The 14737-nt window shown below is 63.2% G+C and carries 11 protein-coding genes; 9 read left to right on the forward strand and 2 right to left on the reverse strand.

Translation table 11 applies throughout. From position 1 onward, the window contains the following. Positions 1-9: 9 nt before the first annotated feature. Positions 10-1980: a MacB family efflux pump subunit gene (locus IB266_RS07975; protein ID WP_192260843.1), complete on the reverse strand. Its 1971-nt coding sequence runs from the start codon at positions 1978-1980 to the stop codon at positions 10-12. Next, positions 1981-3129 carry an efflux RND transporter periplasmic adaptor subunit gene (locus IB266_RS07980; protein WP_192260844.1) on the reverse strand — a complete coding sequence of 383 codons (1149 nt, stop codon included), beginning with the start codon at positions 3127-3129 and terminating at the stop codon, positions 1981-1983. A 471-nt stretch (positions 3130-3600) separates the two neighbouring features. Here IB266_RS07980 and IB266_RS07985 point away from each other — a divergent pair, with 471 nt between their 5' ends. From IB266_RS07985 to IB266_RS08025, 9 genes are all read left to right on the forward strand, one after another. Beyond that, a complete protein-coding gene (locus IB266_RS07985; RefSeq protein ID WP_060741407.1) occupies positions 3601-4083 on the forward strand; it encodes a sigma-70 family RNA polymerase sigma factor in 483 nt (160 codons plus the stop codon). A gap of 146 nt (positions 4084-4229) precedes the next feature. Then, entirely contained in the window at positions 4230-5564 is a 1335-nt protein-coding gene (locus tag IB266_RS07990) for a lysine N(6)-hydroxylase/L-ornithine N(5)-oxygenase family protein (protein WP_060741408.1), read from the forward strand. A gap of 308 nt (positions 5565-5872) precedes the next feature. Beyond that, positions 5873-9079 (forward strand): ATP-binding protein, encoded by a 3207-nt coding sequence (locus IB266_RS07995; RefSeq protein WP_192261090.1) that lies wholly within the window; start codon positions 5873-5875, stop codon positions 9077-9079. A 333-nt stretch (positions 9080-9412) separates the two neighbouring features. Further along, positions 9413-9847, forward strand: coding sequence for a response regulator (locus IB266_RS08000; RefSeq protein WP_192260845.1), 435 nt, complete (start codon positions 9413-9415; stop codon positions 9845-9847). Positions 9848-9961: 114 nt separating this feature from the next. Then, complete coding sequence (locus IB266_RS08005) at positions 9962-10576, forward strand: response regulator transcription factor (RefSeq protein ID WP_060743165.1); 615 nt, start codon at positions 9962-9964, stop codon at positions 10574-10576. A gap of 226 nt (positions 10577-10802) precedes the next feature. Beyond that, a complete protein-coding gene (locus IB266_RS08010; protein ID WP_192260846.1) occupies positions 10803-11669 on the forward strand; it encodes a pirin family protein in 867 nt (288 codons plus the stop codon). Positions 11670-11871: 202 nt separating this feature from the next. Beyond that, on the forward strand, positions 11872-13314 hold the full coding sequence (locus IB266_RS08015) for a mechanosensitive ion channel family protein (RefSeq protein ID WP_192260847.1): 1443 nt from the start codon (positions 11872-11874) through the stop codon (positions 13312-13314). Between the two features lie 243 nt (positions 13315-13557). Then, on the forward strand, positions 13558-13998 hold the full coding sequence (locus tag IB266_RS08020; protein ID WP_060741412.1) for a carboxymuconolactone decarboxylase family protein: 441 nt from the start codon (positions 13558-13560) through the stop codon (positions 13996-13998). 227 nt (positions 13999-14225) lie between these two features. Then, the gene (locus tag IB266_RS08025; RefSeq protein ID WP_060741413.1) at positions 14226-14726 is read left to right on the forward strand and encodes a sigma-70 family RNA polymerase sigma factor; all 501 of its coding nucleotides are present in this window, start codon (positions 14226-14228) and stop codon (positions 14724-14726) included. Positions 14727-14737: the final 11 nt, after the last annotated feature.

Here is a 14737-nt window from a genome sequence, read left to right on the forward strand (position 1 = left end):
GGGTGGGGTTCATTCACTGGTGAGGGCCGCGACCGGGTCGAGGCGGGCGGCCTTGCGGGCGGGCATGAAGCCGAAGACAACGCCGGTGACCAGGGCGCAGCCGAAGGCGCCGAACACCGCCAGCCATTCGAAGGCCACGGCGATCTTGCCCAGCAATAAGGCACCGCCCACCAGCAAGGCCAGGCCGATACCGGCGAGCCCGCCGACCACCGAGAGCATCACCGCTTCGGTGAGGAACTGGCGCAGGATGTCGCGTTGCCGGGCGCCGGTGGCCATGCGGATACCGATCTCGCGAGTCCGTTCGCGCACGGTCATGAGCATGATGTTCATCACGCCGATGCCGCCCACCAACAGCGAAATCGCCGCGATGGCCCCGAGCATCAGCGACAGCGTGCCCTGGGTGCGGGCCTCGGCCTGGATCATCGCGGCGTTGTTGGTCAGTTCGAAATCCTGCTTGCCGTCGTGCAGGCGCAACAGGGTGCGGGAGACCGCCTGTTCGGCCTCCTTGACCTTGCCCGCGTCCCGGGCGGCGATCACCACGTATTCGGGATGGCGCGTGCCGAACAACCGCACGCTGGCGGCGGAGTAGGGCACGGCGATGCGATTGTCGGCGTCCGAATCCCCGGAGCTGGCGCCTTTTTCCGCCAGTACGCCGACCACCTGGAACGGCATGTTCTCGATCAGGATGTAGCGGCCGATGGGGTCGGCGACGTCCTTGAGCAGTTTCTGTCGGACCTTGTGGCCGATCACCGCCACCGCCGCCGCGCCGCGTTCATCGGCGTCGCTGAAGTAATTGCCCTCGGCCACCGGCCAATTGAAGATGGCCGGGAAATTCGTGTCGTTGCCGCCAACGTAGCTGGTGTGGTCGAGGTTGCCGAAACGCACGCTGGCTTCGGCACCGTTGACCGGCATGGTGCGCTGCACTTCGGGCAGGTCGGCGAGGGCGGCCAGGTCGTATTCGCTGATGATGCCCTTGGCGGCTCGGGGTGTGGGCGCGCTGCCGTTGAGGTAGATGATGTTCGAGCCGAACGCGCCCATCTGGGCCATGACCTGGCGCTTGCTGCCTTCGCCCACGGCCAGCATCACCACCACCGAGGCCACGCCGATGACAATGCCGAGCAGGGTCAGGGCGGTGCGAAAGCGATTGATCCACATCACCCGCCACGCCGCCTGTACCGCGTCCACCAGCTCGCCTTTCCAGGCGCCGTTGTGTTCGCTGCCGGCGCTCAGGCGCTGGCGCATGTCCACGGCTTGCAGGGCTTTTGGGTTGGCGTGCACCTCGTGTGGCAGAGAGGGGGCGCTGTCACTGATGATCAGCCCATCGCGGATCTCGATGATGCGCTTGGCCCGGGCCGCCACTTCGCGGTCGTGGGTGATCAGGATCACCACGTGGCCCTGGCTCGCCAGTTCGTCGAGCAACGCCATGACCTCGATGCCGCTCTGGCTGTCGAGGGCGCCGGTGGGTTCGTCAGCGAGGATGATGTGGCCGCCGTTCATCAAGGCCCGGGCAATCGACACCCGCTGCTGCTGGCCACCGGAGAGTTGATGGGGGCGGTTGCCGGTGCGGCTGGCCAGGCCCAGGCGGTCGAGCAGTGCGCTGGCCCGGGCGTGGCGCTCGGCGGCGGAGGTGCCGGCATAGATGGCCGGCATCTCGACGTTTTCCTGGGCGGTGCCGGAAGGAATCAGGTGATAGCCCTGGAACACGAAGCCGAATGCTTCGCGCCGCAGCCAGGCCAGCTCGTCACTGCCCAGGCCGGCGACGTCTTCGCCGGCGAAACGGTACTCACCGCTGGTGGGGCGGTCCAGGCAGCCGAGGATGTTCATCAGGGTGGATTTACCGGAGCCGGACGCGCCGACAATCGCCAGGAATTCCCCGGCGTGAATGGACAAATCGATGCCGCACAGCACCTCCACCCGAGGGCTGTCGCCACCGCCGTAGGCCTTGCGAATGTCCCGCAGTTCGATCAGGGGCGTGTCCATTCAGCCTCCGCTGCCGCTGGCGGGGCCGATCAGCACCCGGTCGCCTTCGCTCAGGCCGTCGACAATCTGCGTGCGCAGCCGATCGCTGACGCCGGTGCGAACGGTGCGTGGCTGGACGTCGCCATTGTCGGCCAGCACCCGCACCTGGTCGGCGTCCTGCAGGGCGGCGATGGGCACGGTCAGCACGTCCTTGGCCTGGGCGGCGACGAAAAACACCTGGGCGGTCATGTCGGTCATCAGCGCGCGGTCGGCGTTGTCGACGTCCAGCAACACGGTGTAGAGCACCACCCGCTCACTGCCGCTGCGGCCTCCGGTGGGGCTGCCGCCCTGGCTGGCCTCCAGCGGGCGCGGTGGCACGGGGAGGATCTGGCGAACGGTGCTGCTCCAGCGACGGCTGCCGCCGGCCAGGGTGGTGAAGTAGGCGGTCATGCCCGGCTTGACATGGCCGATGTCGGCTTCCGAGACTTCGGCCCAGACCGTCATCGGCGACAGCCGGGCGATGCGCAGGATCAGCGGGGTTTGCTGCTGGGCGTTGAGGGTCTGGCCTTCCCGGGCACCGACGGCGACCACGGTGCCGCTCATCGGCGCATAGATGCGCGTGTAGCCCAGCTCGGCCTCGTCGCTGCGCAGGCTGGCCTGGGCCTGGCGGATCTGGGCCTGGAACATGTCGATGCGCGCCTGGGTCGCCCGCACTTCGGCCTGGGCGGTCTGCACGTCTTCCTCGCGGGTGGCGCCGCCGGCCTTGAGTTGCTGCTGGCGGCGGAATTTCTGCTGCGCCAGGTCGTGCTGGGCACGCTGCTCCTGAAGCTGGGCCTTGAGGTTCTCGATCGAAAAACGCCCGGCGTCGAGCTTGGCTTTTTGCGTGGACGGGTCGATTTCCACCAGCAGTTGGCCTTCGCGCACCTCGTCGCCGGCCTCCACGTGAATCTTCTGGATCTGCCCGGACGCCTGGGCGCCGACGTCGACATAACGCCGCGGTTGCAGAGTGCCCAGGGCGGTGACGCTGTTTTCGATATCGCCACGGGTGACGGGCGCGGTGACCAGGGGCGCGCGGCTGGGCACGACCGCTTGCCACGCGGCGAAGGCCACGGCCGGAAGCAGGGCGAAGGTGAGAAGCCAGGCGCGTCGGGTAGGGCGGGGACGTTTCATGCAGGGTTCCGGCCGGTGATATCGGGCCCGTCCCAGGAAGGGCAGGGACGGGGGGCTGTTCTGGTAAACGAGCGCTTTGGACGGGAATTTACTGGCTTGAAACACTTGGTAGCAGGTTGGCGAATCAGCCGAAGCGACCCCGAACCCTGTGGCGAGGGAGCTTGCTCCCGCTGGGCTGTGTAGGAGCTGGCGAAGCCTGCGATCTTTTGATCTTTCGCTTGAGACTCAAGTGTCTGGGGAAAGATCGCAGCCTCGCTCCGCTCGTCAGCTCCTACAGGCCCAGCTCGCCACAAAAGCCAGGGCCGACACCTCGTCAACTGAACGAATCAACCCCGATACAAACCAACGCTTTAAATCTATATGAGAATTACTATAAATTACGCGATCGAAGCTGCCATTATCGTGCCATGCCCTTTTCAGGCATGCCGGGTGGCATTGGGATAGCTGGCGCGGCCACTGCGCACGGGAGTCATGTTGGAAAACTACTATCGCGAGCTGGTGTGTTTCCTGAACGCCAGGCTAGGCAACCGCCAGGCGGCCGAGGATGTGGTGCATGACGCCTATGTGCGGGTGCTGGAGCGTGCCAGCGACACGCCCATCGAACAGCCTCGGGCGTTCCTCTACCGCACGGCGCTGAACCTGGTGATCGACGGGCATCGACGCAACGTCCTGCGCCAGGTCGAATCCCTGGATGTGCTGGACAACGAAGAGCGCTTCTTCACGCCATCGCCCCACACCAGTCTCGACCATGGCCAGCGCCTGGACATGCTGCAGCGCGCCCTGGCCGAGCTGTCGCCGCTGTGCCGCGAGAGTTTCCTGCTGCGCAAGCTCGAAGGCCTGTCCCACCCGCAAATCGCCGAGCGCCTGGGCATTTCCCGGGCATTGGTGGAAAAGCACATCGTCAACGCCATGAAGCACTGCCGCGTCCGCGTGCGTCAGTGGGACGCGCCCTGATTCGAGCGTCGCCGGTCACCCGGCGGTAAATTTTTTTTCACTGTCCTCGTTCCTCTCAACAGACGACTTGCCGGCGCCTTCAGTGCCGGTCAGGTTCCCCAGGCTTTTCGTGCCCTGTTGAGGGGCTTTTCCAGAGGACACTGGACATGACACAGGCAATTGCATCGCCCATCGTTCACGACTTGATCGGCATTGGCTTCGGCCCTTCGAACCTGGCGCTGGCCATCGCGCTGCAGGAACGGGGGCCGGTCCAGGGTGAACTGGACGTGCTGTTCCTCGACAAACAGGCCGACTACCGCTGGCACGGCAACACCCTGGTGACCCAGAGCGAGTTGCAGATTTCCTTCCTCAAGGACCTGGTGACCCTGCGCAACCCCACCAGCCCGTATTCGTTCGTCAATTACCTCAAGCACCATGGCCGCCTGGTGGACTTCATCAACCTCGGCACCTTCTATCCGTGCCGCATGGAGTTCAATGACTACCTGCGCTGGGTGGCCGGACACTTCAGCGCACAGAGCCGCTATGGCGAGGAAGTGCTGCGCATCGAACCGGTGCTGCACAACCAGCAGGTCGAGGCGCTGCGGGTGATTTCCCGCGACGGCCAGGGCGAAGAGCTGGTCCGCACCACCCGCTCGCTGGTGGTCAGCGCCGGCGGTACCGCGCGCATTCCCGACGCGTTCAAGGCGTTCAAGGATGACGCGCGGGTGTTCCACCATTCCCAGTACCTGGAGCGCATGGCGGGTCAGCCGTGCGTGAAGGGCCAGCCGATGAAGATCGCCATCATCGGCGGTGGGCAGAGCGCGGCCGAGGCCTTCATCGACCTCAACGACAGCTTCCCTTCGGTACAGGTCGACATGATCCTGCGCGGCTCGGCCCTGAAGCCGGCGGACGACAGCCCATTCGTCAACGAAGTGTTCTCGCCGGAGTTCACCGACCTGGTGTTCCAGCAACCCCACAGCGAGCGCGAGCGCCTGGTCAACGAGTACCACAACACCAACTATTCGGTGGTGGACATCGACCTGATCGAGCGTATCTACGGGATTTTCTATCGCCAGAAAGTTTCTGGCATCGCCCGTCATGCATTCCGTACCCTCACCACGGTGGAGAAGGCCACGGCCACCGCCGCCGGCGTGGAACTGGCGGTGCGCAACAACGCCACCGGCGAGCTGACGGTACGCCGTTATGACGCCGTGGTGCTGGCCACCGGTTACGAGCGGCAGATGCACCGCACCCTGCTGGAGCCGCTGGCGCAGTACCTGGGGGATTTCGAGGTGGATCGCAACTACAAGCTGATTACCGACGAGCGCTGCAAGGCGGCGATCTACATGCAGGGCTTCTGCCAGGCCAGCCATGGCCTGAGCGATACGCTGCTGTCGATCCTGCCGGTGCGTGCCGATGAGATTGCCGGCTCGCTCTATGAGCATGGGAACAATCGCGGACAGGCTCGTCCGGTGCGCGACATGCTGTTGGCCGCTGTATAGGCCCTGTGGGAGCGAGTCACCCCCTGTGGGAGCGAGCTTGCTCGCGATGGCGTCAGTTCAGCCAATACTGAAGTGGCTGACACTACGCCTTCGCGAGCAAGCTCGCTCCCACAGGTCATAGGTCCGCTCTCTGGTCACTCGCAGGAAATTCTTCAGAAACTTCCTACACTCATGTCATGCGTCTGTTCGACAGGCGCATCGACGGTTCGCTGTTCCCTCGTATTGGCAGTCTGAACCCCCAACCGGTCACCCTGACTGAGGTCGGTGGTGCGCCGGGCCGACCACGCCAAGCGAAACACCCTGACCAGATGATGCTGCTTTTACGCACAGGCCTGGTGGCGCTGTTGCTGGGCTCATTGAGCGTGGCGCTACCGGTAGGCGCGACCCCTGAGTCGTTGCAGGTGCTCGGGCGCTCCAATGTGGATGATTATGCGGTGTCCCTGGACGCTGCCGACTGGGCCTGGCTGCGCCAGAAGGGCACGTTGCGGCTGGGGGCCTCGGCACCGGACTATGCGCCTTTCAGCATCACCGGCAATGGTCGCGACTACGAAGGCCTGACTGCCGACTATGCGCAATTGCTGGGGCAACTCTTGCACGTCAAGGTGCAGGTCCAGCGCTATCCGTCCCACGCCGAAGCACTCCAGGCCCTGCGCGGCGGTGAGATCGACCTGCTTGGCACCGCCAACGGCTTCGAAGCCGCTGACCCGGACCTGGCGATGTCCCAGGCCTATGCCGATGACCTGCCGACCCTCGTGGCCCGCATCGACGACAGCCAGGACTTGCCTCCGGACCTGGCGGGCAAGCGGGTGGCCATGCTGTATCACTATTTGCCGCCGGAGACGGTCAAGGGGTTTTATCCCGAGGCTTCGTTGCAGCTGTTCCCCTCGACCTTGAGTGCCATCGGCGCCGTGGCGTTTGGTCAGGCCGACGTCTACCTGGGGGATTCGATCAGTTCCAACTATCTGATCAGCAAGAATTACCTGAACAATGTGCAACTGGCCGATTTCTCGCGTATGGAAGTGCAGCCGTTCGCCTTTGCGGTCAGTCGCGACAATGGGCGCGTGTTGCGCATCGTCAATGCCGCGCTGCACGCCATTCCCGCCAGCGAACGCATGATCATCCTGCGGCGTTGGAGCGCTGGCGGGGCGAGCATGCCCGGTCAGCAGGCGCTGCATTTCAGCGTCAACGAACAGCGTTGGCTGGACGCCCACCCACGCATCAAAGTCGCCGCCAATGAAAACTTCCTGCCGCTGACGTTCTTCGACGAGCAAGGCCATTTGCGCGGGATCGGCGCCGATGTGCTGGCGCGGATCAGCTTGCGCACCGGTTTGAAATTCGATGTGCAGCGGGGCGATTCGGTTGACGATTTGATCGGGCAGATCAAGAGCGGCAAGGCCGACGTCCTGGCAACCGCCATCCCCAGCGCCGAACTCGAGGACGAGTTGCGCTTTACCCGACCGTACCTGACGAACCCGTTCGTGTTGGTGGTGCCGAGCAGGGCCAGGGCGCTGACCTTGGACCAGATGGCGGGCAAGCGCGTGGCGCTGGTGCGTGGCAACGTGCTGCGCGAGTTCCTGCTGGAGCAGTTCCCCCGCGTGCAGTTGGTGGCGGCGCAGAATGCGGCCGATGCCATGGCCATGGTCGCCGCCGGCACGGCAGACGCTGCGATCAATCCGCTGATCAGCGCCCGCTACATGATTTCCCGCCAGTACCGCGACACGCTGCAAGTCACCAGCACCGTGGGCACCTTGCCCGCGCACATTGCCCTGGCGACGAACCGGGGCGCATTGGAGCTTTACTCGATCCTGGACAAGGCGCTGTTGAGTATTTCCCCGGAAGAAATGGACGAGCTGACCAACCGCTGGCGCAGTGAGGTGGTGATCGACGACAGTTATTGGCTGCGCAACCGCACTACGATCCTCCAGGGGTTCGCCGTTGCTGCGCTGCTGTTGCTGGTGGCCTTGGGCTGGAGCATTTATCTGAGGCGTCTGTTGGAACAGTTGCGCGTGGCCAAGGAAAGCGCCGACGAGGCCAATCGGGCCAAGACCACCTTCGTGGCGACCATGAGCCATGAGATCCGCACGCCGATGAATGCGGTGATCGGCCTGCTGGAGCTGGCCCTGAAAAAAGCCGACCAGGGCATCGTCGACCGATTCGCCATCGAAGTCGCGTCGGGTGCGGCCCATGGCATGCTGGACCTGATCGGCGACATCCTCGACATCGCCCGCATCGAGTCGGGCAAGTTGTCGCTGGTGCCGCAGCGGGCCAATCTGCACACGTTGATCGAGTCGGTGGCGCGGATTTTCGAGGGCCTGGCCTGGCAGAAACACCTGCGCTTGCATTGGGTGCTGGATGCCGGGATCGACCGCGACGTGTTGATTGATCCATTGCGTTTCAAGCAGATCGTCTCGAACCTGTTGAGCAACGCCATCAAGTTCACCGACCAGGGTGAAGTGCGCCTGAGTGTGCGCGGCGAGCCGGTCCCTGGGCACGAACGCCTGGGTCTTTGCCTGCGGGTGGAGGACACCGGTTGCGGTATTTCCCCCGAGGATCAGCGCCGCCTGTTCAGCCCCTTTGCCCAGGCCGGCCAGCACCCGCAGTCGGCTCGCAGCGGTTCCGGGCTGGGGTTGGTCATCAGCCGGACGTTGTGCGAAATGATGGGGGGCACCCTGGTGTTGCGCAGCGTGCCGGGGGAGGGCACGCAGGTCGAGGTTCTGCTGGACCTGCCCTTGCTCGATGCACTGCCGGCGACGCCTGCCGAGGTCGAGGCGCTGTTGCCGGTGCCGGCGCTGAGTATCCTGGTGGTCGACGACTACCCGGCCAACCGCTTGCTGCTGTCCCAGCAATTGGGCTACCTGGGCCATCGCGTCCGGGAGGCGCAGAACGGTGTCGACGGTCTGCAGGCTTGGCGCAGCGAACACTTCGATGTGGTCATCACCGACTGCAACATGCCCTTGATGAGCGGCTACGAACTGGCCCGTACCATTCGCGCCGAAGAGCGCGACCGCAACTTGTCGCCGGTGGTGATCCTGGGGTTCACCGCCAACGCCCAGCCCGAGGAAAAACAGCGCTGCGCCGAAGCCGGGATGGACGATTGCCTGTTCAAGCCCATCGGCCTCAAGGCACTCAATGCGTGCCTGGCTTCGGTCATGCCGGATGCGCGGGCGCCCCAGTCCGGCGATGGCCTCGACCTGACCGGCCTGGAGCAACTGACCGGTGGCGACAGGAGCGCCATCAGGGCGTTGCTGGAGGAACTGGTCAGCAGCAATGCCGCAGATCAAGCGCGACTGCTGGACTTGTCTACCCGACTGGATTTGCCGGGCCTGGCGGACCTGGCGCACCGGATCAAGGGCGGGGCGCGGATCATCCAGGCGCAACGCCTGATCGCCGCTTGCGAGGCGCTGGAAAGTGCTTGTCGAGGGAACGACACGGTGCTGCTCGCCGAAGCCGTGGAAGACCTTCGCCAAGCCATCGAGCACCTGGCGGAACGACTGAAAACCCACCTGAAGGAATAGGCGCTATAGGAGCTGTATGAACCGTATGAACCGTAGGAGCTGACGAGTGCAACGAGGCTGCGATCTTTCCAAAGACCCTTGAATCCCAAGCGAAAGATCAAAAGATCGCAGGCTTCGCCAGCTCCTACAATCCCAAGCGAACGATCAAAGATCGCAGGCTTCGCCAGCGCCTGCAAAACGCCGAGCGGGATAAATTCCCTCGCCATAGGGGCTGTGTCTGTCCTCATTTTAGGAATAGTCCTACATCGCCCTTCAAGTGCTTCCTCTAGCCTGAGCGCCCTGAATGTTCTTGAGCCGGTGCCTACCTGGCGCGTTGCTATTGGAAAGCTTGCCATGCCGAACAAAGCACTCCGTATCCTGATTGCCGACCCACAACAGCCCCATCGAATCGTGCTGGAGCGTCTGTTCAACCAACAGGGCTACCACCGGATTGTCCCCGTGAGCCATTTGCAGGAATTGTTCACGCTGGTGGAGTACGGCAGCGAGCCGTTCGACCTGATTGTCGTCAACGGGGCGTTGGCGGGTCGGGCGTTGGACCTGCACGATTTTGTGATCTACAACCCGCAGGTTCGTCACGGGATGATCTACAACGCGCTACCGGCCTGCCAGTCGCCGGTGCCTGTGACGCGTCGATCGAGCGTGCATCTGAGCCAGGCGCCACTGCCTGATCTCGCGTCACTGCGACGCCTGATGGAGCGGGTCGATCCTCCTATCCATGAGCCGTTGCAACCGTGGGTTCGCCCCCTCAGGCAGGGTCATGGACGCTGAACCAGACCGTTGGTCCGCACTGTCAGGTTTGACAGGTGGCAGGGCCTGGCACTTGTGCAAGAGTCCGGTGCGGTCATGGCACCGGTGCCGTTTGTATTGTTTTGGGGAGCTGCCTTGAAAGACGTGTTGATCGTGGATGACCACCCTGTCATTAGAGGGGCGCTGCGGCTCATTTGCCAGAATGAGGCGTTCACCCACATCCGGGACGCCAGCGGCGCGGCCGATGCCCGGGGCATCATCAAGGAGAGTGCGCCAGACCTGGTGATCCTGGATTTGGTGATGAACGGCTTCGATGGCCTGGACCTGCTGGTCTGGATCATGGCCCAGTTTCCTGAATGCAGCGTGCTGGTGTTCACGTCCCAGGATGCGCAGCACTTCTGCAACCGTTGCATCTCCGCTGGGGCCCGGGGTTTTGTGACCAAGAAAAGCGACCTCAAGGAACTGACCAAGGCCATCCAGGCGTTGAAGTCCGGTTATGCCTATTTCCCCCAGATGCCCGTCAGGCTGGATTTCCAGCAACGCAGCGAACAGCAAGCCCTGGAAAGCCTCTCCACCCGCGAACTGTCCATCTTGCGCATGCTGGCCATGGGCATGCGCGGCAAGGACATCGCTGAAAGCCTGTTCCTGAGTCCAAAAACCGTCAGCACCTACAAGAGCCGTCTGTTGGAAAAGCTGGGGCTGCAATCCTTGGTGGGGTTGTCGGAGTTTGCCAAGCGCAATCACCTTTGAATGATTGACACCCAATCCTGTGGGAGCGAGCTTGCTCGCGATGGCGTTGGCACATCCAACACTTATGCAAGCTGAACCACGGCTATCGCGAGCAAGCTCGCTCCCACAGGTTCTTGATCGTTCTCCAAATGGAACGCTAAGGCCGGTTTTTGCCGTCTAGTGCTTCAAGGGTGTGGGTTTTAAGCTGTGTCCATCAAATCGCAGTACCTGATTTTGGAGACACGGCATGAAAAACATCATTGGCCTCTACACCAGCCCGCGGCCCCATTGGGTCGGCGACGGTTTCCAGGTGCGCACGCTGTTTTCCTACGACAACCTGGGCAAGCACATCAGCCCGTTCCTGCTACTGGACCACGCCGCCCCCACCGAATTCACGCCGACCAGCGAGCGCCGCGGCGTCGGCCAGCACCCCCATCGTGGGTTCGAAACCGTGACCATTGTCTACCAGGGCGAACTGGAACACCGTGACTCCACCGGCAGCGGCGGCAAGATCGGTCCCGGCGATGTGCAATGGATGACCGCCGCTTCCGGCATCATCCACGAAGAGTTCCACTCCGAAGCGTTTGCCCGCCAGGGCGGGTTCATGGAAATGGTCCAACTGTGGGTCAACCTGCCCGCCAAGGACAAGATGGCCCCGGCCGGCTACCAGACGATCCTCAAGGGCGACATTCCGAACATCGCCCTGAAGGACAACGCCGGCAGCCTGCGCCTGATCGCCGGAAGTTTCGAAGGGCATCAAGGCCCGGCACGGACCTTCACCCCCATCGACGTTTGGGACATCCGCTTGAATGCCGGGAAAACCCTCACCCTTGACCTGCACGAAGGCCACAACACCGCCTTGGTGGTGCTGCGGGGCTCGGTCCAGGCCAGTGGCCGCGAACGGGTCGAAGCCGGGCAGATGGCCCTGTTCGACCGGGCCGGCGACCAATTGAGCCTGCAAGCCAATAACGACGCGGTGGTGTTGCTGCTCAGTGGCGAGCCGATCGACGAACCCATCGTGGGCCATGGTCCGTTCGTGATGAACAGCGAACAGGAAATCCACCAGGCCTTCAATGATTTCCACTCCGGGCGCTTTGGCCGGATGGACAATTGAACGCGAAACCGACAGTCGCGCAGCACCTACACCCACTGTGGGAGCGAGCTTGCTCGCGATAGCGGTCTGATAGTCAATGCACCCTTGACTGACACACCGCTATCGCGAGCAAGCTCGCTCCCACATGGGGATCTGCGGGGGATCTCTACAGCGTGTTCAAACTGTGCCAATCTTCGCCAATCGCCCTCCTGGAGCTGTCCCGATGCTGTTTCTGATCTCCGAGCACCCGCTGCTCTGTGCCTTGGCGCTGCTGGTGCTCGACCTACTGATGTGGCATCTGGTCAGTGCGGATCGGATCTATTGGAAAGTCGGCGCAAGGCTGGTGATTTTTTCGTTGTTCAGCGTGCTGCTGTTCAACGAAGGCCTCAACCCCATGGTCCCGGCGCAGTGGGTCGACGATGTGCCGAGGCACCTGGCCGCTACCGGTTTGCAGATCACCTGGTGGCTGTTCGCCGCGCGAACCCTGACGGTGCTGATCGTGGCGGCGATGATGCAACGGGTCGGCCACACCGGGCGGTTGTTGCAGGATTTGCTCGGCGCGGTGATTTTCCTGATCGCCGTCATCGCGGCCCTGGCCTATGTGCTGGATTTGCCGGTCAAGGGCGTGCTGGCCACCTCCGGCGCGATGGCGATCATCGTCGGCCTGGCCTTGCAGAGCACCCTCAGCGACGTGTTCTCCGGGATCGTGCTCAACACCACCAAGCCCTATCAGCTCGATGATTGGATTTCCATCGACGGCACTGAAGGCCGGGTCACCGACATCGATTGGCGGGCCACGCGCTTGCAAACCGCCCAGGGCAGCATGGCGGTGATTCCCAACTCGTTGGCGGCCAAGGCCAAGGTCATCAACTTCAGCCGCCCCAGCGATGTCCATGGCCTGTCCATCAGCATCCAGGTCAGCCCTCACGCGCGGCCACAAACCGTTATCGACGCGTTGGAACGAGCCATGATCGGCTGTCGTTCCCTGCTCGCCACCCCGGCTCCCAGCGTCGCCCTCAAGAGCAGCGGCAGCGGCGGGGCGGAGTATGAAATCAGCGGGTTCGTCGCCTCCATGGCCCTCAAACGCACGGTGCGCAACCAATTGTTCGACCTGGCGTTCCGGCATTTGCAAGCGTCGGGCGTGAGCCTGCTGTCCACCAGTGAAAGCGCCACGCCCCAGGTGGTGTCGCGACCCCGGGCATTGCTGGAAAGCTCGAACATTTTCTCCACCCTGCGCCAGGATGAAAAAGACACCTTCAGCCAGAACATGACCCTGCAAACCTTCCGCGCCGGCGATGTGATCCTGGCGGCGGGGGAGGTCAGCGATCATCTGTTCATCATCGAGTCAGGGGTGGTCAGCGTCACCCTCATGCGCAACGGCCAGCCACTGGAGGGCGGACGCATGGGGCCGGGGGAAGTGATCGGCGAAGCCGGGATCGTCGCCGAGCAGGCGGCCCTGGCGACTTTTTCCGCCAAGACGTTCTGCACCCTGTACCGCATCGAAAACAGTTACCTCAAGCCGTGCCTCGAGGCCCGTCGCGACATCAACGACGCGATGAAAAACCTGCTGGACGTGCGCATGCACCTGGCCCAGAACCTCACCCGCGACCTGCCCAAGCCCGTCGCCAAGAAACGCTTCCTGCAGTGGCTGCGCAGCCGGGCCTGAAGCCTATCCCCTGTGGCGAGGGAGCTTGCTCCCGCTGGGTCTGTAGGAGCTGCCGAGCGAAGCGAGGCTGCGATCTTTCCACTGCTCATTGAGTCTGGAGCGAAAGATCAACAGATCGCAGGCTTCGCCAGCTCCTACAGAATAAATCCCCATTGGCCACCCGAACTTCCCAACAATTGGCTATTTGTCCCGCGCCACTGCACGGCTAACGTAGCGCTACACCTAATCGTTCTGGAGTTCACCATGCAACCGCGTATCGATTTCTACACCGCTTCCCCAGACGCTTTCAAAGCCATGCTGGCCCTGGAAAACGCCGCCTCGAACCTGGGCCTGGAGAAGTCCCTGCTGGAACTGGTCAAGTTGCGCTCCTCGCAGATCAACGGCTGCGCTTTCTGCATCGACATGCACACCGCCGATGCCCGCAAGGGCGGCGAGACCGAACGTCGCCTGTACGCCGTGACCGCCTGGCGCGAAGCGCCGTTCTTCACCGGCCGCGAACGCGCCGCACTGGCCTGGACCGAGGCCCTGACCCGCCTGAGCGACACCCACGCGCCGGACGCCGACTATGCCCTGCTGAGCGAGCATTTCAGCCCCAAGGAAATGGTCGACCTGACCGTGGCGATCAACGCCATCAATGGCTGGAACCGCTTGGCCGTGGGCTTTCGCAAGATGCCTGAGGCGTAGTCAGAAGGAAAAACCACCTGCAGGCGCCTGTGGGAGCAAAGCTTGCTCGCGATAGCGGTGCAACAGTCCATGCACATTGACTGACACACCGTCATCGCGAGCAAGCTTTGCTCCCACATAGACTTAATCCTCATCTTTAAAGCTTCGGACGACAGGCACCGTAATAGGTTTGCTTCACATGAATAGTAACCATTACTATTCACGCCCCGTTTCCACAGCGCGCCGCGATGACCCCCAAGCTGCCCCGCAGACCCGGCTTTTTCGAGCATTACGAAGAGTTGATCGGCACCTGGACCCGTCGCCTGCGCAATCGCCAGCAGGCCGAGGACCTGGCCCATGACACCTTCGTGCGGGTGCTTGAGTCCGATTCGAGCGGGGTCGAGCAGCCACGGGCCTATTTGCATCAGACGGCGCGCAACATTGCAGTGGATGGCTATCGGCGCGAAGATCGACGGGGGGCCATGGAAGAGGCTGTCATCGACCCTGGTCAGTCGTTTTCGGGCGACCCGGAGCACTTCATGCACGCGATCCAACTGGCGGACTCGATCGAGCGGGCGCTTGCCGAGCTGCCGGCCAACTGCCGCACGGTGTTCGTCTGGCAGAAGATCGAAGGCCTGACCCAGGCGGAAATCGCCGAGCGCCTGGGCCTGTCAAAAAACATGGTGGAAAAGTATATGATCCGCACCCTGCGGCATCTGCGCGATCGCCTGGACGGACCAGGCCAATGATCCGTCGTCCT

Origin of the sequence: Pseudomonas sp. Pdm06 (genome assembly GCF_014851795.1) — a bacterium.
Taxonomy (GTDB): Bacteria; Pseudomonadota; Gammaproteobacteria; order Pseudomonadales; family Pseudomonadaceae; genus Aquipseudomonas; species Aquipseudomonas fluorescens_AA.